This window comes from Vampirovibrionales bacterium (genome assembly GCA_016712355.1).
In the GTDB taxonomy this organism is placed as follows: Bacteria; Cyanobacteriota; Vampirovibrionia; order Vampirovibrionales; family Vampirovibrionaceae; genus JADJRF01.
This window is the reverse complement of the sequence record JADJRF010000005.1, coordinates 1368636-1386797: the sequence shown is the minus strand read 5'-3', so window position 1 is coordinate 1386797 and position 18162 is coordinate 1368636. Positions and strand designations below refer to the sequence as shown.

At 56.8% G+C, this 18162-nt stretch carries 17 protein-coding genes and 3 tRNA genes; 13 read left to right on the top strand and 7 right to left on the bottom strand.

Going from position 1 to position 18162, the window contains the following annotated elements; all coding sequences use genetic code 11:
* From IPK79_07760 to IPK79_07740, 5 genes are all read right to left on the bottom strand, one after another.
* Window positions 1-1371, bottom strand: coding sequence for an MCE family protein (locus IPK79_07760; GenBank protein ID MBK8190332.1), 1371 nt, complete (start codon window positions 1369-1371; stop codon window positions 1-3).
* Between the two features lie 76 nt (window positions 1372-1447).
* Window positions 1448-2257, bottom strand: a complete 810-nt coding sequence (locus IPK79_07755) for a biotin transporter BioY (GenBank protein MBK8190331.1) — start codon at window positions 2255-2257, stop codon at window positions 1448-1450.
* Window positions 2254-2841, bottom strand: coding sequence for a ribosomal protein S18-alanine N-acetyltransferase (gene rimI, locus IPK79_07750; GenBank protein ID MBK8190330.1), 588 nt, complete (start codon window positions 2839-2841; stop codon window positions 2254-2256). The genes IPK79_07755 and rimI overlap by 4 nt, the downstream gene beginning before the upstream one ends.
* A gap of 78 nt (window positions 2842-2919) precedes the next feature.
* Entirely contained in the window at window positions 2920-3513 is a 594-nt protein-coding gene (locus IPK79_07745; protein MBK8190329.1) for a GNAT family N-acetyltransferase, read from the bottom strand.
* A 473-nt stretch (window positions 3514-3986) separates the two neighbouring features.
* Window positions 3987-4994, bottom strand: a complete 1008-nt coding sequence (locus IPK79_07740) for a sigma-70 family RNA polymerase sigma factor (protein ID MBK8190328.1) — start codon at window positions 4992-4994, stop codon at window positions 3987-3989.
* Between the two features lie 649 nt (window positions 4995-5643).
* Between IPK79_07740 and IPK79_07735 the strand changes: the two genes are divergently transcribed.
* From IPK79_07735 to IPK79_07675, 13 genes are all read left to right on the top strand, one after another.
* Window positions 5644-7758 (top strand): hypothetical protein, encoded by a 2115-nt coding sequence (locus IPK79_07735; GenBank protein ID MBK8190327.1) that lies wholly within the window; start codon window positions 5644-5646, stop codon window positions 7756-7758.
* A 578-nt stretch (window positions 7759-8336) separates the two neighbouring features.
* A complete protein-coding gene (locus IPK79_07730) occupies window positions 8337-8861 on the top strand; it encodes a hypothetical protein (GenBank protein MBK8190326.1) in 525 nt (174 codons plus the stop codon).
* Window positions 8862-9074: 213 nt separating this feature from the next.
* Entirely contained in the window at window positions 9075-10589 is a 1515-nt protein-coding gene (locus IPK79_07725; protein ID MBK8190325.1) for a carboxypeptidase M32, read from the top strand.
* Window positions 10586-11536, top strand: a complete 951-nt coding sequence (locus IPK79_07720; GenBank protein ID MBK8190324.1) for an ABC transporter permease — start codon at window positions 10586-10588, stop codon at window positions 11534-11536. The genes IPK79_07725 and IPK79_07720 overlap by 4 nt, the downstream gene beginning before the upstream one ends.
* Window positions 11533-12351, top strand: a complete 819-nt coding sequence (locus tag IPK79_07715) for an ABC transporter permease (protein MBK8190323.1) — start codon at window positions 11533-11535, stop codon at window positions 12349-12351. The genes IPK79_07720 and IPK79_07715 overlap by 4 nt, the downstream gene beginning before the upstream one ends.
* Before the next feature lie 177 nt (window positions 12352-12528).
* Complete coding sequence (locus IPK79_07710) at window positions 12529-13041, top strand: bifunctional nuclease family protein (protein ID MBK8190322.1); 513 nt, start codon at window positions 12529-12531, stop codon at window positions 13039-13041.
* Between the two features lie 25 nt (window positions 13042-13066).
* Window positions 13067-13879: a glycosyltransferase family 2 protein gene (locus IPK79_07705; protein MBK8190321.1), complete on the top strand. Its 813-nt coding sequence runs from the start codon at window positions 13067-13069 to the stop codon at window positions 13877-13879.
* A 65-nt stretch (window positions 13880-13944) separates the two neighbouring features.
* Window positions 13945-14018: transfer RNA gene (locus IPK79_07700), tRNA-Arg, on the top strand.
* Between the two features lie 78 nt (window positions 14019-14096).
* Window positions 14097-14173 (top strand) — tRNA-Pro (locus tag IPK79_07695).
* 149 nt (window positions 14174-14322) lie between these two features.
* Window positions 14323-14395, top strand: a tRNA-Glu gene (locus tag IPK79_07690).
* A gap of 253 nt (window positions 14396-14648) precedes the next feature.
* Window positions 14649-15002, top strand: a complete 354-nt coding sequence (locus tag IPK79_07685) for a hypothetical protein (protein ID MBK8190320.1) — start codon at window positions 14649-14651, stop codon at window positions 15000-15002.
* Between the two features lie 172 nt (window positions 15003-15174).
* On the top strand, window positions 15175-16128 hold the full coding sequence (locus IPK79_07680) for a methylenetetrahydrofolate reductase (protein ID MBK8190319.1): 954 nt from the start codon (window positions 15175-15177) through the stop codon (window positions 16126-16128).
* 230 nt (window positions 16129-16358) lie between these two features.
* A complete protein-coding gene (locus IPK79_07675; protein MBK8190318.1) occupies window positions 16359-16844 on the top strand; it encodes a hypothetical protein in 486 nt (161 codons plus the stop codon).
* 9 nt (window positions 16845-16853) lie between these two features.
* Here the strand turns inward: IPK79_07675 and IPK79_07670 are convergent, their stop codons facing one another.
* Both IPK79_07670 and IPK79_07665 read right to left on the bottom strand, forming a co-directional pair.
* Window positions 16854-17414: a hypothetical protein gene (locus IPK79_07670; protein ID MBK8190317.1), complete on the bottom strand. Its 561-nt coding sequence runs from the start codon at window positions 17412-17414 to the stop codon at window positions 16854-16856.
* 369 nt (window positions 17415-17783) lie between these two features.
* A complete protein-coding gene (locus tag IPK79_07665) occupies window positions 17784-17960 on the bottom strand; it encodes a hypothetical protein (GenBank protein MBK8190316.1) in 177 nt (58 codons plus the stop codon).
* Window positions 17961-18162: the final 202 nt, after the last annotated feature.

The following is an 18162-nucleotide window of genomic DNA, read 5'->3' as shown; positions in this document are numbered from 1 at the left end:
TTAGAACATCAGGCGAAAGAGAACAAATCGCCCTTTCAGCCGATCCGAAAATTTACGCAGGTTGGCGGACGAGGCATGCACATCCTCAACAATCTTTTCCAACGAGGCCCCGCCATCTTTCTGGGAAAAGGCTTCTAATTGTGCGGTAATCCCGGAAACCTTATCGAGCGACTCATTCAGACTGGAAAGCGATCGTTCGAGACGCTGCTGCAAGGCCGGATCCTGGGCTGTTTTTTTAAGCGTCGCCGCCAGTTCAGCAGAATCTTTTACCGTGCCGTGGGCCAGCCTGAGAGTTTCAGACAACGCAGGATCACGAATCAGCTCGTTGAGCGCAGCGGAAGACTGCCGAATGGATGAAACCGTCGAAGACACGTCCTGCTTCAGTTGGGGATCGCCAATCACTTCGTTGACGTTGTTACTGACCACGAGTAAGTTACCGGCAAGTTGCTCAGTCGTCACGACCAGATGCTGTAAGTCTTTGTGCGCCAGTGAGAATAAGCCGTTGGCCGTGTCAATCGCAACTGTAGCCCGAGCCGTCAGCAGTTCCGTGTTTTTAACGGTACTGTTGAGCGAGGCGATGGTTTCATCGGACAGCAGCTTGGCGACTTTCTCATTGGTCAACTTGAGCGCAAGAGCGGAATCCATCTGGATCTCCAGAAATTCTTTCATGCGCATCGGATTGACGATGGTGAAAAATAGACCCGAATCCGGGAGATGGGCCAGTTCATCTTCCCCGCGAGGACGAACGAGCAGGGCAGGCTGCCCGTCAGGCGTCTGCGTCCATTCGTAAGCGGCTTCTTTTGGCAAAACAGAGCCCGGACGCGTCACGCGATAATACAGCTGATATCGAGGCGGGATTTTAGAGCTTTTGGCAGGGGGAGTCGCAATCGCCTCTTCTACGCGCCCCACCGTGACAACCCCTTCGGCGTAAGGCATTTGCAATGGGAATGGCGTTGCCAGCGGCGGCAAAGCCGCCTTGATTAAAGCCGGAGACGCATCCACAAAAGCGTCGCGACGTTGAGGCGGCGTAATCTCCAGAAATTTCTCACCAATCAGGCCTGATTGCTCAATGGACAGCGTCGAGCCTTTTGGGATTTCCACGGTCTTGTCGATTACGCTAAAGCGCACGCGCACGCGATACAGCCCTTCTCGGGCAATCGGCTGGATAGCGTCCACAAAGCCGATACGTATCCCCATCATTTGGACCGGGGCGGCTTCACGCATCCCATCCACGTCCTGAAAGAACACCTCAAACGGGCGGCCCTCATCAATGCCGCGTCCCCGCAGCCAAATCAGGACAAATACCAGCGCAGCCAGGCTGACAATGGCCAACAGGCCAACTTTGACGGTCGAGATGCGGTTCTTTTTCATGAAGGCTCTTACGATAACCAAGGGATTGCGCGGAGAGCCCGCTTATTATACGTCACATCGGCGCAGCGCGCTAAGCTCAATACATGACCAGCCAGAATATCATGCGCAACGGGCGTACCAGTCCCAGCCAAGCCGCCGTGAACAGCGCATCATAGACGACGGGCATCGCGCTCAACTGGACAGCCCATTGCCCCAAATCCGTAAAGCTCATCACGCCTATCAGGAATTGAACAGTCAGCCCAATGAGTCCGCAGCCATGCGCAACCGCCATGGCGATAATGCCTGAGACGATCGCGCGCGCCGCGTACAATACGTTACCTTCACGCGCCTGCGAGCGAGACGACAGTAAAACGCCCGCAACCCCAGCGGAAACCAGCGCGCCGATTAAATAGCCGAATCCCGGCCGCGAAACGTAATCCCACCCGCCGCCATCGGCAAAGAGCGGCATCCCGCAAAAGCCTGCGACGAGAAAAACCGCCACCACCCCGCCGCCAAGACGCCAGCCCAGTAAGCCGCCGATAAAGGCCGCCACAGGTAAAAAAGGCGTCATGAACGCCACGCTGTAGCCGGTCGGCGCATCGCTCCCGATGTTGGCATTAACCAACAAAGGTCCAATAATGTTCGGCAGCGCCATCACGCAATACGGCGTCAGGGCAAGCAACAGACCGGCCAACCCCGCGACCATTAGACTAATCAGATTAATCGACGGGGCTTTCGCCGTTTCCTGACGCAAATCCAAGCCGGCCTGATCGGGATCGACAAACTCCGATCGCGCCGGACGCCGACGACTCGCGGCGGACTGAGGTCGAGCGGAATTCGGCTTTAAGCCCTTGGAGCGCAGTCCTTTGACAGACAGCGGCGTGGCAGGCGGCGGCTTAGCGGTCATACGGAAACGCCCTGCGGCAAACCCGCGAAGGTTTTGACGTAAGCGGCCTTTCGCGTTCGAAATAGCGTCCGAAAGGCCTCTGTCGCAATATCCGGCGTCGTCATAATCAGGGCGTCTTCTTCGTTGTCCTGATAGTACCGGCGACGCCTGCCCGACACCTCAAAGCCATACTTATAATAGAGATTTTGCGCCGCCTCGTTGGAGACCCGCACTTCCAGCGTCACCCAATGGACGGTTTGCCCCAGACAGCAATCCAGTAGCTGCAAGAGCAAGGCTTCTCCCAATGAATGCCCACGATACTCTGGATGAACAGCCAGCGTGGTAATATGCGCCTCGTCCAAAATCAACCAGTAGCCGCCATAGCCAGCGACATGCCCGTAAGGCTGTTCTGAAGGCCCTCCGCGCTCGGGCGAGCGCAAGGCCAGAGTAAAGTAACGCCCCATAGGATTGTTGAGCTCGGCCAGAAAAGAGTCCTCCGACCAATGATGCGTCCCGAACGATACGGATTCAATCGCCATGACGCCGCCAACGTCGGCTGCGCGCATCCGGCGAATCTCAAGTTGAGAGGGCGTAATGGGCGACATGGAAAACCTCTTGCCGTCGCGCACGTACAATAGCGACAGCGTCTGAAAAAACCGCACCGAACGGCGGCCAGGCGAACGTCATACCGAGAATCCGCTGGGCCACGCCCCGCCGACCGCCGTTCGAAGTTCGGCCTTGCGCCGATTGTACAACGTTTGCCAGGCATGCGATCGCAAGTCCGGCGAAACCATTACCAGCGCATCTTCTTCGTTATCCTGATAGTACCGCCGACGCAAACCCACGGCATAGAAGCCATATTTGTAGCATAAGTTCTGAGAACCCACATTTGCGCCGCGAATTTCAGTTGTAATCCATCGCACGCCTTCTTTTACGCTGACGCCGAGCAAGTGACAATGCATCAACTCTCCCAGCGAGCGCCGTCTCAAATGCGGATGAATCGCAACCGTCGTAAAATGCGCCTCATCGCGCATTTTCCAAAGCCCATTGTAGCCAATCAGGCGATCTGGCGATTCCCGATCGTCGGTCAACGCGTAATAGCGCGAACCAGGGTTTCGCAGCTCCCGATGAAAAATATCCGCTGACCAGAAAAACCGGCCGAACGAGACCGACTCAATCGCCATCAGCAGCTCAATGTCGCGCGTCTCCAGCCGACGAATCCGAAGCGAGCGGACGTCGGGAGCAGGCAGCGGGGCAAACGAAGCGTCGTCAGTCATCAGGCGCGCTCAGGCGCAAACGCAGAACGAAACGCCTTTTATCATATCAGTTCAAAACGTTCCCAAAAGAAAAAAGTAGAGTTGGGGAACTCTACTCATCAAAAGTCACTTAGGGGTGGGAGGTTTGGGTTGAAATCTATGAAGATTCAGGGCCTCTCGCTGATGCGCGTGGCGCAGGATTCTCGATGGAGGGGCTTTGCTTTCTTCGAGTCTCTCAGCGGCGTCTTGTCTCTTCTGTATTAATAAAAACATTCATATTAATGAAATTGCCTGATGTTTTAATTTTTTTTTAAAAGCCTCTAACCGCAAGGGTTTTGACGCTTTACATCTCCCCGTTATCACTCTTGCCAGCGCTGCTGTCAGAGAGATGGCGATTTGATGGCGTCCACAGAGGCGGCAACTCTTAACAAAAACCCCTGACGCTTTTGAAAATCTAACGTCAGGGGGTTTCAGGAGGTTGAGTTTGGCAGGTGTTAGCGGAGATATTCTTTAAGATGGGCGATATCTTCATTGGCGCGAAGCTTGCGGATGGCCCGGCTTTCAATTTGCCGCACCCGCTCTTTGGAATAGCCGAGCTCTCGCCCTAGTTGATCCAGGGTTCGGCCCGTTCCGCGGCGATTGACGCCAAAACGTTCAGAAAGGATATAGGTTTCGCGCGGGGTCAGCTCTGCGATCGCATTGCGCAGATCGCGGCTCATGAAGGCGTCAGACGTCTTGTAATCCGGCGCGTCTTCGACGCTTTGATCGGCGACGTAATCTTTTAGGGTCATCTCATCGCCGATTTCCATATCCAGACTCAGCGATTCGGTCCGCATCGCCGCTTGCGCCGCCTGCACCTGATCTTCGCTGACGCCCATGGAAGCAGCCAACTCTGGATTAGAAGGCTCACGCTGCAACGCAATGGAAAGTTCCTGCTTTTTATGCCGCAGCAAGCGGATTTTATCGATCATGTGGGTGGGAATGCGAATCGTACGCGCCGTATTGTCGATACAACGCGAAATGGCCTGGCGAATCCACCACGTTGCATAGGTACTGAACTTGAGGCCTCGGCGGTAATCGTATTTCTCCGCCGCTTTAATCAGCCCCAGCGAGCCTTCCTGAATCAGATCCATAAAGGAAACGCCATTGCCGACGTATTTCTTGGCAATACTGATGACCAGACGCAGGTTGGCGCGAATCAGCGCATTACGGGCCGCAACGGATTCCTTGCCGCCCTGGCGGATTTTTCGGCCCAGATCAAGCTCTTGCGTGTGATCAATGCGAGACTCGCGACTGACATCTTTCAGAAAGATCTGGAAAATATCGTCCGTTTCCATTGTCGGGGCCGTTTCGGGACCTTTTATCTCGGACATTGACAGATCGACAGGGGCGAGTGCGCCATCGTCACGCAGATGGCTCTCAAGGGAGGCTTGCGCCTGCCCATCCGCCTGCAGAGCGTCGAGGTGAGGTTGAAGCGTTTCAAGAGGGAGGGGGCGTTTCATGGAATGACGGCTCTCTTTTCTATATTGGGCGCAGGAGGGAGCGCCGTTTGCGTAAAATCTGGCAACGCAAAACCGCTGCCTATGGCTGTTGCGTCATACGCAAAGCCGCAGCCGGAACCAGCACAGGCAAGGAGAGCCAAGGCTCTACTGTCCATGCGCGTTCCTGGCGGAGAATAGCGATTTAGGGTTGATACGGCATTAAACGGTTGATCCAGCCTTTGCTTTCGTTCTTGCTGGGGTCTTGAGACGTCGTCTAATGAAAGTATGTTCCCATGCAATCCTTAAGGAAGTCTTAAACCGGCGTTTACCGGCATTGGAACAGGCAAGAAACTGTTGGGCGCATCGAGAGTCATGTCGAACGAAAGGCGCTGAGACGATATAAGGGATAGGCATTAAGTTTTGTTGAGACGCCATGATTCCTGTCGCTTTCAATTTGAATCCCCTTCCTCTACACTGAAATCTCTGTAATGCGAGGATGACGTTTTTGCATGCTATGAGCCGTTTTGCCGCCTTCTTCAAGCCCCTTCGCCATGCCGTACGCGCGTTAACAAGTCCCCTTTCCAAGGGGCTTCGATCGTCTAACGACGCCCTCGCCCCAGTCGGCGAACAGATGGCCCGCAAACCATTTTTCCGTCAAAACGCCCGTTTAATGGCTGGCGTCACTCTGTTTGTCTGGTGTTGGATGCTGGTTTACGGCCTGTTGGTTTACAAGCCTACGTATCAGTCGGAAGGTATGGCGCTTATCAAGGATTCCGCCATCACCAACGGCTACATCGGCCCGGACACCGAGCAAAACGGCGCGCCGCGCACGACGTCTTCACAGTCTGCCAACCCCGTCCTTAACACAATGGAACTGCTGAAATCTGCGACCATTATGGACGCTCTGTGGGACTTCTTTACGCAGTTGCATCCTGAAGAACTCCGCGCGCTGGGCGTACAGAATAAAACCGACTGGACAAATTTCTTTAAAGACGGCTCGGATATCATCTCCGCCAAAAACAAAGCGGGAACTGACCTGATTTCCGTCCGGGTGAAATGGACCGACCCTTACTTAGCGCGCGATATTGCAAACGTAACGCTGTCAGCCTTCCAGAAGGCCAGTCTGGAAGTGAATCAGGCGGAGCAGAAAAGCCGCAGCGACTACATGGAAGAGCAGCTCGAAAAGCTGGATCGCCAATTAGCCGTCGTTCGCCGCGAAAAAAGCGCCTTCAAACAAAAGCACAATCTGGTCGACAGCATGCGCGAGGGCTACGAAGCTACCAAGATGCGCGCAGACTTCGTCGATCGCTTGAACCAGACCATTGCCCGCGCCAACGGCAAGCGCGCCGAACTGTCGCGTTATCAGCAAACGTTGGGAATGAGCCCAACCCAAGCCGTTCGCGCTTCCGCCGTGGGCATGAACGCCACGCTCAATCGTCTCAAAGGCGATCTGTACAATCTGTCGGAAACCAATGCGTTTCTCTCCAGCTCCTTGACGGATAACAACCCCAAGGTGCAGGAAGTACGCGCCAAGATGGCGCAAGTTCAGCAGGATATCCGTAAAGAAATGGTTCGCACGGTGGGGACCGACCGCAACGCCGACAGCATGATCGCGATGCAAGACCCTACGCGCGGCCTCATGGTCAACCAGATGGTCACCGCGCAGGCGGAAATGAACCGCCTCAGTCAGGAAGCGTCTGCCCTGCAAGGCCGCGTCAAAGTGCTGGACAATCGCATGAAGATGCTGCCCGCCGTTGAAGAAGGGCTCGCCAATATCGAACAGCGGGAACGCTCACTCAGCGAAGCGCTGGACGCCTTACGCCGTAAGCACACCGAAGCCCAGATGAAGGAAGCGCAGACGCTCAGTAACGTGTTCATCGTGGACCGTCCCCGCCTGCCTAAAAAGCCGAACTTCCCAGCGCCCTTGCACCAGTTTATTATCAGCCTGCTGCTGGGGCCGCTGCTCGCGTTGATGGCGGTCATCGTCCGCAATCAGGCGCGTCGCAATCCGGCGGTGCATGCGATGGCCCGCTCAGTGAAAAATCAGGCCCGCTCGCTGTTCAGCGGCGAAGCCATTCCGGTCGACGAGGCCGCCGAAGAGCGCACCACGCTCAAAGCGTTTGACGAAGCCATTCGCGCGCGTAAAACGAGGATGACAGAGCGTTACGGCCCCGATTACTCGTATCCTTACGGCGACGCTCCCGCCGAAGACGCTTCGGCTCAGGAACAGGTATTGCGTAAGCTGGAACGCGAGATTGAAGATATCCGTCATCATCTGGCCAATCGCCAGGAGAGCCTGGGCGCCGAACGCGCCGTGCCGCGTCAACGCCTGGATGAGCGCGAGCAGGAACTCTACGTCACGCTGTTTCAATACCATCTGGACGCCGCCGAGCTGGAGAAGAAACAGATTGAACATGGCGTGCATCCCGAGTTGCCGCTCGAAAAAGGCGTTGCGCACGCCGAGAAGAAGCAATCGCTGCTGATTCACCTGTATCAGAACCATCTCAACCACGCCGAGACTGAAAAGCGCCGCATGGAAAGCACCCTGCGGAAAACGCCCACAAAAGAACGAATGGCCCGCATCCACCGCTACGAAGACGATCTGGCCACCCGCCGCGACTCTCTGGAAAATCGCCGCGACGCCATGTTGCTCGCCGCTGTGGAAGCCCGCCCCGCCAACGGCGCCTCCAATGGGCATCACCGCAAAGAGAAAGAAACGGCTGTTAGCGCCGCCTCAAAGCGCGGCGGCAATGGCGGCAAGCAGACTCGCCGTCGTCAGCCTTAAGAGCCATCACGCCGCTCACAAAGGAAAAAGATGAGAAGAACGGATTCTTCCCATCTGCACAAAATGGAGCGAGCAATAACCAGGTAAGTCTTTAGGAGACTGGTTGGAGAGAGAAAATCTGTCCGCCATCGCGTTTGAACGTTCACCACGTCGGCGATTGGGCGCATGTCACACACGTTTACTCAGCACGGTGACGGCCTTCTGGCTTCCGTCCCGTGGGCCCAACGGCCCATATTTATAGGATATACTATATATTTATTATTTAAACCCTTTCGCGCGTATTTTTGACATTCCGTTACATTTTAAGACGCCGACGTGGGCTCCAGCCGGCTTGTTAATGTAGAAGACGGGCTGGAGGACAGGGGCAAAAGACCTTCTTCGCAGTAGCAAGATGAATAGCCTCTTGCCGGAGGATAGACGCCGTTAATACGCTTTGTGAAGAAGTCTGGAAGAAGATGCGCAATTTTTGGTGTTGAGAGGCTTTTGAAGAATGTGTCGTTCACGCGTCCGTAGCGCATGCGTCCACCAGGGTTTTCTCGTTTCCCCGTCACCGTTTGATAAAGGAGACCGTTTTCACGATGGGAATGATGCCGATGTCTGCCGGAGCCTACCCACCGCCTTCAATAGGCTTTTCTGCGCCTACGCCGCCGACAGGTTTTCCGCCTCAGGGCTTTTCACCTGCACAGCAAATGGGCTTTGGGCCTGCGCAGCAGATAGGATTCCCGCCTCAGGGCTTTTCACCTGCACAGCAAATGGGCTTTGGGCCTGCGCAGCAGATAGGATTCCCGCCTCAGGGCTTTTCACCTGCACAGCAAATGGGCTTTGGGCCTGCGCAGCAGATAGGATTCCCGCCTCAGGGCTTTTCACCTGCACAGCAAATGGGCTTTGGGCCTGCGCAGCAGATAGGATTCCCGCCTCAGGGCTTTTCACCTGCGCAGCAAATGGGCTTTGCGCCTGCGCAGCAGATAGGATTCCCGCCTCAGGGCTTTTCATCTACGGGGCCGGCCCCATTTATACCATCGGGGGGGCCATTCGCCTCCATGCCGATGCCGGGCGGGGCGCTCCCGCCGTATGCCGCTGTTAGCGATTTCGCGGGACGATAAAGCCGAGATACGGTCCCTTTCTTTCATCCTCTTTAAAAGATGTCTTTGGTTTACCCCCTGTTGTTCTCCCCATCTTATTCTCTCCTCTCTCCTTTCATTTGATTCTCCTTTCTCTTTCCCCCCTCACGCCCCCAACGTCCTGCGTTTTGGGGGTTTCTTCTTTTTTGCTAGCATGGGCGTCGGGACTCCAAAACCCCACAGGGAGGCAATACGATGCTGGCGCTCTCTTCAAGACGAGAAGCTTTCTACGAGCGGATCCAGGAATTACAGGCGCTGGGCGCCGCCCAAGCTCTGGGGCATTGGGACATGCAAACCCACATGCCGTCACAAGCAGCCAATACGCGCGCCCAGACCCTCAGCGCATTGGGTGCGCTGGCGCACGAACGCTTGACAGACCCCGCCTTCGGCGACGCCATTCAGGCCCTTCTGGACACGCCCTCCGATGATGCCACTGAAACGGCCCTGTTGGCGGAAATGGCCTATCGTCGTAATCGCGCCCTCAGCGTCAGCCCGCAATGGGTGCGCCAGTTTGAAACCGCTTCAGCGCGTGGTTACGGAATCTGGGCGGATGCCCGCCGCGACAACGATTTCGCCGCTTTTTTGCCCGCGCTGCAAGAACTGGTCACGCTCAGTCGTCAACGCGCCGAAATTTTGAGTGAAACCGCATCCGGCGGCAATTTATACGACGCCCTTCTGGAAGATTATGAGCGCGGGGCGACTGTCGCAGAGATCGATCCGCTGTTTGACGCCCTGCATCAAGAACTTGTCCCCTTGGCGGCGCAGATCGCGGATCAGCAGCAGCCTGAGCCGGATTGCTTTGAGGGTAAATCTTTCGATCTGACGGTCCAAACGGCCTTTTGCCGCGAGACGCTCACAGCCATGGGCTATGATTTTACGCGTGGACGTATGGACGCCTCCGCCCATCCATTCACAACTGAAATCGGCGGACGCAACGACGTGCGGCTGACCATTCGCTCCACCACGGCGCATCCGCTGGAGAGCGTGTTTACGGCTTTGCACGAAGGCGGTCACGCCCTCTACGAACAAGGCGTCGATCCCGCATTGGCGGATTCACCGCTGGGCACGGGGACCTCTCTGGGCATCCACGAATCACAATCCCGCCTATGGGAAAACGCCGTCGGGCGCAGCGCCGCATTCTGGCGGCATTTCTACCCGCGCCTGCAAGCCGTGTTTCCCCAAGCGCTCGGCGATGTAGACGAAGACGTCTTTTTGCGGCGCGTGAACCGCGTCACGCCATCGCTTATCCGCACAGAAGCCGATGAGGTGACGTATAACCTGCATATCCTGTTGCGCTACCGTCTGGAGAAGGCGCTCATCAGCGGCAGTCTTGCGCCCGCTGAGATTCCAGAAGCCTGGAATGCGGGGATGACAGAGTTTCTCGGCGTCGAAGCGCCGAATGACGCGCACGGCTGCTTGCAGGACGTTCACTGGTCAGGCGGATCATTCGGGTATTTTCCGACGTATACGCTCGGGAATTTATACGCAGCGCAGTTCTACCATACGGCCCGCCAACAGATGCCCGATCTCGATGCCCGTCTGTCCCAAGGCGACTTGCTGACGCTCAAAAACTGGCTGAATCAACACATTCACGTCTTCGGTAAAACACGAACCGCGCAGGCGTTAGCGCTTTCAGTAACGGGCGAAGCCTTATCACCGCAGTATTTTTTAGATGCGCTGCGTCAGAAGTATTTATCTGGAGCAGTATGACTCGCCTGCTCCTGCAACGGTTGGCTGGTGGCGCGGCGACGCTGCTGCTCGTCGCCTGTCTGACGTTCGGGTTATTACGCGCCATGCCGGGCGGCCCTTTCGATCGCGAACATCGTTTACCGGCAGCGATTCAGGCGAATATGGAGGCGCGTTATCATCTCAACAAGCCATGGCCGCAGCAATTGGGGTATTACCTGGCCGGCCTGGCGCACGGGGATTTAGGTCCCTCGTACCAGTACGCAACGCGGCGCGTGAATGATATCCTCGCCGACGCCTTCCCCGTCTCGCTCTTGTTAGGCGCGTTGGCTCTGACTCTGGGCGTCGGATTGGGCGGCGCGTTAGGCGCGCTCGCGGGGTGGACGCAACGCCGTCCGCTGGATGCGACTCTTTGTGGTATCGGCGCGCTGGCTTTATCGACGCCCGCGTTTGTCTTTGGGGGCGCGTTGGCGCTCATTTTCGCCTTATGGCTCAAGTGGTTGCCCGCCGCGCGGCTGCTCAGCCCGACGCATGGGATTCTGCCGGTCTTAACGCTGGCGCTGGGACCGTTTGCCTTTGCCTTCATGTTATTGAGAACGTCTGTTCGTCAGACGCGCGCATTGCCGTTTGTCACCATTAAACGCAGCCTGGGCGCCCCTGAGAGCCGAATCGCCCTTCGCCATGTGTTGCGCAACTCGCTGTTGCCGCTATTGTCGATTATGGGACCGTTGGCCGCGGCGCTGGTGACGGGTTCTTTCGTGGTGGAAACGTTGTTCGCCATCCCGGGAATGGGCAAGTATTTCGTGACAGCGGTCTCCAACCGTGATTATCCCCTGGTGATGGGCGCAACGCTGGTGTATAGCGCCCTGCTTATTGCGCTGAATCTGGTGACAGATTTACTTTACGGCTGGCTGGATCCGCGACTGCGCGATATCGGCAGCGCGCCCTCAGGCGGAGATGCGCGGACATGAAGAAACTCTGGCTGTGCATCGGCTTTCTGGCGCTGATGGCGCTGGGGGCGTTGCTCATTCCTTACTTAGGACGGGATCCAACGCTGATCCAGCCTGACTTCCCGCTATTAGCGCCGGGCGAGCGCGGCTTCTGGCTCGGGACAGACGACCTGGGGCGGGATTTATTATCGCGTCTGGCGGTGGGCGGGCAGATTTCGTTATTAATCGGCTTGTCGACGGCTGCCGTCGCAGTGGCGGCGGGCGCTGTGTATGGAATTGCCGCGGCGCTGCTGGAAGGCCGCTTCAACCGCGTCGATGAAGCGATGATGCGCCTGATTGACGTCTTATACAGCCTGCCGGGGCTGATGATTGTGATTCTGTTCGGCGTGTTCTGGGGACGCGGCCTCCCCACGCTGGTGGCGGCGCTCGCGCTATTCAGCTGGCCGGATACGGCGCGGCTCATTCGTGCGCAAACGCTGGCGCTGAAGCGCGAAGAATTCGTCGAAGCCTATCGCAGTCTTGGGGGAGGGATCTGGCGACTGGTTACGCGGCATTTCTTGCCGAACCTGGCAGGGCTCCTCATTCTATCGTTAACGATCGCCGTCCCGCGAGCAATTTTGACGGAATCCACGCTGAGTTTTCTGGGCCTGGGCGTCGAGCCGCCGCTAAGCAGTTGGGGAACGCTGGTGAGCGAAGGCTGGCAGCTCGCGCGAACCGCCCCCCATATCCTGATTTTTGCGGCGCTTGCGATTGTCAGCGCCATGGTCGCCCTGAATTTGCTGGGCGACGCGTTGCGAGAGCGCTTTGACCCCAAAGAGCGCCGCGCCCCCTCCTGATTTTTGCGCAAGCGCGTTTGCGTCTTGTGATCTAAAGCGCTGTCTTGGCTGCGGCGGCGATAGCCAAGCCCGTCGCGCTTCCCGTATAATAAACGAGCGTGCGCGCCGGCCCCCTTGGCAAGAGGACGTTGCGCCGCACGCCACCGTCAATTACAGGACGCTTTTGCATTGGCAACTCTGATTGAACTCTATGTGATGGGCATTGCGCTTGATTCACGCACCGGCACGCCGATTGTCGTTCTGAATGACAAGGACAATCGCCGCGCTCTACCCATCTGGATTGGCACAGCCGAGGCCAGCGCCATTATCCGCCAGCTGGAAAATATCAAGACCACGCGTCCGATGACGCACGACCTGATTCTCAACATCCTCGAATCGCTTCATCAAACCGTTCATCGCGTGGAAATTAACGAGTTGGCGTCGGACACTTACTTCGCCTCGGTGTTTTTACATGATACGAACGGGCAAGAAACCATGATCGACGCCCGTCCTTCGGACGCCATCGCCATGGCGCTGAAGTCCAGCGCGCCTATTTATGCGGCGTCAACCGTCATCGCGGAAGGCGCCATTTCCACCGATCAGGCGCGCGATGAGGAAGAAGCCGAAGAATTCCGAAAATTCCTGCAAGACCTCAAGCCGTCAGACTTCAAGAATTTCAAGATTGACGCGGATTTTGAATCCGACCAATAACTCACCCGCTAACAGGAGCCAGGGCGTGTCCACGTTGTCCCCCGTTCGTTTGGAAACGATTCTGCTGGATCTCGAAGCCCGGCACACGGCGATTCCTCACTTATATGTCGTCCTGCCCGCCTACAACGAGAGCGAAGCGCTGGTCGCCATCGCGTGGGAACTGGAGCAAGTACTCAAAGACTATGCCTTTCAGATTCTGGTAGTGGATGACGGCAGCACCGATCTGTCTATCCCCCTGCTGGAAATGGCGGATCTTCCTCATACGCGCATTCTTCGTCACGAGCGCAATCAAGGGTTGGGCGCAGCGCTGCGGACCGGGCTCAGCGCCGCCTGTCAGCGCGCCACGCAAGACGGCGATGTGGTGATCGTGATGGATTCCGATTGCACGCACACCCCGTATCTGATCGATCGCCTGGTGCGTCTGATTCGAGAAGGCAACGATATCGCCATCGCCTCGCGCTATCGCTACGGTTCGCAAGTCATCGGCCTGAGCCCGGTGCGCGAACTGCTCAGCCATGGCGCAAGCTGGCTGTTTCGGGCGATTCTACCCATCCGTAACGTACGCGATTACACCTGCGGCTACCGCGCTTACCGCGTCTCGCTGTTACGACGCGCCATGGCGCATTACGGCGATCAGCTGATCACCGAAAACGGATTCTCGTGCATGGCTGAGTTGCTGGTGAAACTGGCGCGTTTCGGCGCCCTGGCCTGCGAGGCCCCAATGGTCTTACGCTATGACCGGAAACGATCAACCTCTAAAATGCGCGTGGCGCAGACCATTGTTAAATCGCTGGGCGTGTTGGCGCGGCTCTGGCGCCTGCGGCAGCTCCAGCAGTAATGGGGCGCTCGCGGCTTATCATTGCGCGCATTCCCGGCTTTGGATACGATAGCCTTCGTGGTCATGCGCTCGTAGCTCAGCTGGATAGAGTGACGGTCTCCGAAGCCGTAGGTCGCGCGTTCGAATCGCGCCGGGCGCATTTTATCTCCGCCAGCGAGCCGACGCCGTCCCCATTTTGATCCGTTGAGGATTCCTCTATACTGAAAACCGAGCGATTCGGGATGTAGCGCAGCTTGGTAGCGCATCTGCTTTGGGAGCAGAGGGTCGCAGGTTCGAATCCTGTCATCCCGACCATTTCAGCCCTTGCCCCCCAAAAAACGATCCGAAACGGGATCACACTTACAGATGCTGAACGCAGTGAGAAGGCGCGGGCCCAAGACGATTTCGCTCCGTCGTGTTGACCGGGGCGCACGGTTTCGGGTATCGTCTGGACATTGGATGACGCCCCGTTCGTCTAGTGGCCTAGGACACATCCCTTTCACGGATGCGGCAGGGGTTCGACTCCCCTACGGGGTAGATTTTTTAAAAACCGGTTCTGGGGTTTCCCGGAGCCGGTTTTTTGTTGCGTGACGCCGAAGCGTTCTTGTTAATAATTGTTGCAGTTTGAAGCTTTTGCCAATCTGAAGGACAACAAACGCCGCAAGAAAGTTTTAATTCTTATACAAGTCTCTTTTTGGGGAAACTTTGGGGAAATCACTGTTCGGGGTCGTTCGTTTTCGTCACGTTATCTCTGTTATCAAGTCGCATGTCACGTTAGGGGGGAAATCCAATGGGATTTGCAGCCAGTCAAGGCCGCCTTCTCATGCTGGTCGCCAGAAAGAATGAACTAGAGTTTCAACTCCAGTTTATTCAGCAACAGCGGATGTTTTGGGGAAACCTGATGACGCTGTTGATGCAAAAACAGGCGTCAACGGCCGTCGGGGGATCGATGGATCCCAACAGCGCCGCCGCCCAGCAATTGACGGTCGCTCAGGCGCGCGTCGCTCAGATGGATAAAATGCTGGAAATGCAGGGCAATCGCTTGGAAAAGCAGCGCGAAGCCATCGTCACGGAAATGGAAGCCGTGAACAAGGTCATTTCCAAAAACATCCAGCAGAGCTTCTCGCTGATGGGCCGCGGATAAGGCGCTTCTACTTCTCTCACAGAACAACAGTAGGGCGAACGCTTGAGAGCGTGGCGCAGTCGTTGGGTTGCGCGCTGGGAGTACGAAAAAGCATCAAAGCGCTCGTTGCGCGGGTCGCAACTTTGCTACAATACACAAGTGTAATTTCACTTGTTTTTGAGGGCGGCGCGCGTTGCTGTTTTCTGAAAAACTGGCTGCCGACGGGCCGCTGATTACCGTTGAGCTGTCTCCGCCGCGAGGAACGGACGTTTCTTCGATGCTGGCAAACGCGCGGGCGCTGCAAGGCCGCGTGGATGCTATCAATGTACCCGATTGCCAACGATCGATTCTCAAAATGAGTTCGTTGGCCGCCGCTGCATTGATTGAATCCCAAACCGGCATCGAAACCGTGTGGCAACTGACCTGCCGCGATCGCAACCTGATCGCGCTTCAGGCCGATTTGATGGGCGCATGGGCGCTCGGCCTGCGAACCGTTTTGGCGCTCACCGGCGATCCGGTGCAGGTAGGCGACCAGAAAGATCTGGCCGCGCAAGTGTTTCATCTGGAGTCCACCCGCCTGATCGAGCTGATTCGCGGGCTGAATCAAGGCGTGGACGCCATCGGGGTTCCCCTTAAAAAAGGCGGCTCGCGCTTTACCGTCGGATCTGCGCTGAATCTGGCGCGCCTTTCCAAGCAGGCGCAGCGCAACCGGCTGCGCGTCAAACTCGAAAAGGGCGTTGACTTCTTTCAGACCCAACCGGTCTATGATCTTGCGCCAATTCTCGAAATGCGCGAGATTATGACCGAAACCTGCGCTCAGGTAGGCTGTGCGGTCCCCAAGGTATTGGTGGGCATTGTACCGCCCAGTTCCGCAAAAGCCGCGCGCTTTATGAATGAGGTCGTCACGGGAATTCAGATTCCGCAGGCGTTTATTGATCTCCTCGAACGATCGGAAGATCCCAAAGGCGAGAGTCTGGCCTTTTGCGCCGACGTGGTCGCGCGCCTGGCGCCGCATTGTGACGGGTTTCACTTTATGCCGGTGGCGATGGAGCGCCGCATGCCCGATCTGCTGGATCGCTGCTTTCCGGCGCCTGTCGCCGCGCCCTCGCCCGCCCCGGCCCGGCGCGCGGAACCACTCCAGACATAAACCCTCGCACGCTTGCGCGTATCTCCCGTCAATGAATAGGATAGCGAGCGGCGATACGCCATCGCTCGGCGAGTTCGCGGGCAACGCCGATGTGTAAAAAATTCCATACCGCAGGCATATTCGGCGGCAATTTGGCGCCTTGAGGCGCGTTACCTTCTTGTCAGAGTCAAGCAAGACGGTGATGGGTGTTTTATATGAGCGCTTCTCCTTTTTATAGTGGTTTCCCAGGCATGACGGCCGGCCCTGTGTCGACGCCCGGCTATTACGCCATGCCGTCACCCCCCATAGTCCCCATGATCCCCATGCAGGCCCCCATGACGCCGCCCCCCCTCATGGTCCCGCAACGCCAGCGTTCTATTGATGCCGCCGCCGCCATGAGACTCTTGCGCATGGATCAAGACGTCTTCGGCGGCCTACGGCCTGACGCAAAAGCCCGCGAGCTGATTCCCGCGCTGGAAGCCGCCGTAAAGGCTAACGCGCCAACCTTGCAGGCCGCCTCTCACAAAATTCTATCGGACGCTTTTGGCCTGTTGCTGGGCAATGGCGTGATTCATCCCGCAAAATGGCCGCAGGCGCAGCAGTTGGCCAACGCCACAGCGGAAGAAATCGGCAAGCGCGTCAACGCCGCCTCCTGGATGGACATGATGGACGGCGTGGGACTTACGCAAGAAAATCTGGGTCAGGCCGCCAATCAGGGCTTTTATTACTGGGCCTAAGCGCGCCAATCACCCCATTATCTGACCGCAGAAAGGGATCCACTGCGAAGCGCCGCCGCCTGCAAAGCCATATCCTGCGCCCATGCCATAACTGGCCGGAACGGCGCCATCCCAGTAAGGCATGGCGTTAAGACTCCAGGGCGACATGCCGTAAGAGGGGTATCCCCCAAACGCGTATCCCGGCGTGGTCAGCACGTCCTGAAAAAAGGCCGTATTGCCCAAAATACGCATTGCGCCGGGATTGACGCCAATATCGGGAACCATGCCGGGAATCGCCGCATCGTTATACAGTTTGATATCGGCAGGAATCGCGCCGATAGGCCCGCCAGCAAGCAAGGCGTCTACCTGGCCGTTGGTACCATTGAGTACAGTCTTCGCGCTGGGATTTTTGCCCAGATACGTGATGCCGCTGCCGAGTTGAACATTGCTGACCGTACGGCCAATGAAGTTCGGAGCCAAAAAGTCGCCGCCCTTACCGTAAAACGGATCGCTGGCGGGAATGCGCGCGCTGCCAATCGTGTTGGGAAAGGGATACGCGCTTAGTAAATTGAACTGAAACAGGGCGCTCATATCAAACGACTCCTAAAAAACGGGAAACAGGGGCAGAAACAAGCGATCGAGCGATCAAAACGTAAAAGTATCGAGAAACAGAGGGATATCGGAAATATATACTTTATATTTTTATAAACAAAATTTTCTCCCGCAAATTGCCCCTCTGCGCAAAGACTGTAACGATTATTAATATAATCAGGTTTCAGCGCGGCGCAACCTCGCCATTGGGCGATCAGAAGCCATGTTGTCAGACGTCTTTACAGGACCGCGATTCCCGAACAGGCCAAAACAGGTCCTGATACTCTTCATAACAAATCGCAACAGCCAGAGGGCCGCTGCGGGGGCGGATAGCGAGAGAATGGGGGTCTCAAGAGAAAAGAGACTCCGTTAATAGTCGCCCATGCGTTTGAAATACCGCAGCTCGGCAGGCTCCGGTCCCAGGAGACGCTCCAGCAGGTGCGGCGGCAACTGGAAATTCGGCATCGGCGGCGCGCCGCCATTCCCGGATTGCCCACCCTGGCCTCCGTTGCGCCCCATCATATTGCCAAACCCTCTGGGCGGCATACGTGACTTCCTCCCGACGCTTCATACGACGTTTCGTTACCCGGGCGCGTATTCACACACGCACACGGGCCCTGACGACAAATAGCTCTCAATTTTATTACCGCCCGTGGGCAAAGAAGACCGACGCTTTATCACAGCGCATGAACGGCCCAAACCCTTTACGGACGCAAATTAAACGACAATCAATTCCCACGCTTTAAAC